This is a genomic window from Pseudonocardia sp. TRM90224 (assembly GCF_021245725.1).
Taxonomy (GTDB): domain Bacteria; phylum Actinomycetota; class Actinomycetes; order Mycobacteriales; family Pseudonocardiaceae; genus Pseudonocardia.
Genome location: NZ_JAJGSX010000100.1, coordinates 1 through 1601, shown reverse-complemented (window position 1 = coordinate 1601; position 1601 = coordinate 1). Strand labels below are relative to the sequence as shown.

Annotated in this window: 1 pseudogene; it reads right to left on the bottom strand. The window is 67.0% G+C overall.

Going from position 1 to position 1601, the window contains the following annotated elements:
- Positions 1–604: 604 nt before the first annotated feature.
- A pseudogene (locus tag LL648_RS43565) lies at positions 605–1503 on the bottom strand (IS30 family transposase); the annotation flags it as partial.
- Positions 1504–1601: the final 98 nt, after the last annotated feature.

Sequence of the window (1601 nt, the reverse complement as noted above, 5' to 3'; positions counted from 1 at the left end):
ACCATGACTCTGCTCACCGCCCGCCCCACCGACCGCAACCTAGCCACACCCGCGCTGATCACGGCATGATCTGAACCCCAGAGCCTCCGCGAAGTGGAGTTACACCACTCCTGGGGACGTCACCTGGACGGGCGGGTGAGTCGCGCGTTCCGGAGCGGTGAGTCGCCACTTCCGGCACGGCGAGTCGACACCCTCGGCACGGCGAGTGCCACGTCTCGACGGGCGAGTCCCACGCTTCGGCGGGCGAGTCCCACGTTCCAGCGGGCGAGTCCCACGTCTCGAGGCAGTGGGTCGTGCGTTCCGGAGTGGTGAGTCGCCACTTCCGGCACGGCGAGTCGACACTTCCAGCACGGCGAGTCGACGCCTTCGGCACGGCGAGTCGACACCTCCAGCACGGCGATCCCACGTTCCAGCGGGCGAGTTCCACGCTTCGGCAAGCGTGTCCCACGTTTCAGCGGGCGAGTTGCACGTTCCAGCGCGCGAGTCCCTCGCTCCAGCGCGCGAGTCCCACTCTCAGCTCCACCTGTGGGTGGCGGGCACGCCGTTGGCGCGGGCCGGCTTGGGCGTCGACAACGACGTTTTGGCTGTTGTGAGCGCGGCGAATTCAGTGGGTCGTTGCAACAGCGAGTGATTCTGGGTGTGAGAGTAGTTGGGCGAGGGCTTCGGCGGGCTGGCGTAGTCGAGTGTCTTGCGGGGTCGTGCGTTGAGTTCGGCGGCGACTTCGGCGAGGTGTTCGGCGGTGTGTACGGACAGGTCGGTGCCTTTGGGGAAGTACTGGCGTAGTAGCCCGTTGGTGTTTTCGTTGGTGCCGCGTTGCCAGGGGCTGTGGGGGTCGCAGAAGTAGATCGGGAGGTCCAGGGCGAGGGTGATCTCGGCGTGGCGGGCCATCTCCACGCCCTGGTCCCAGGTCAGCGATCGGCGCAATGCTGTGGGCAAGGTCGTGATGGTGGCCAGGATGGCGTCTCGCATGGTCTCGGCGTCGTGGCGTTCGGGCAGGTGCAGCAGCATCGTGAACCGGGTCGAGCGTTCGACCAGGGTCCCGATCGCGGAGCGGCCGTGACAGCCCACGATCATGTCGCCTTCCCAGTGCCCGGGCACGGCCCGGTCAGCGACCTCGGCGGGTCGTTCGCTGATCGAGACCATGTCCGGGATCCGGCTGCGTCGCTCGGTTGCTGAGGTGTGTGGTTTACGGACCGCTCGCCCGGTGCGCAGGTATCGGTGCAGCTCACGGCGTAGCTCACCACGGCCCTGGACGAACAAGCTGTGATAGTTGGGGCGGTAGATGGCTCGGTAGATCGTTTCGGGTGACACCTGCATCTCCGGTTGATCGGGGTAGGCGCGGTGCAGGGTCCCGGAGATCTGTTGCGGGCTCCACCGTGCTTCCAGCCCGGCTTCTACTTCGGCGCGCAGGGCCGGGTTGGTGGCCAGCTTGCCCGGTTTCGGACGTCGGGCGCTGTGCTCGGCTTGGGCTTGGGCGTGGGTGGCTCGGTAGTGCACGGGCCCGCCTACCCGGCGGGGTGGGCCGGAGCCTGTCATTTTTCCCGTGTAAGCCACGGGTGGACTGATTGTTAACGTATCACAGGGGGAGTCGTCCGGGGAAG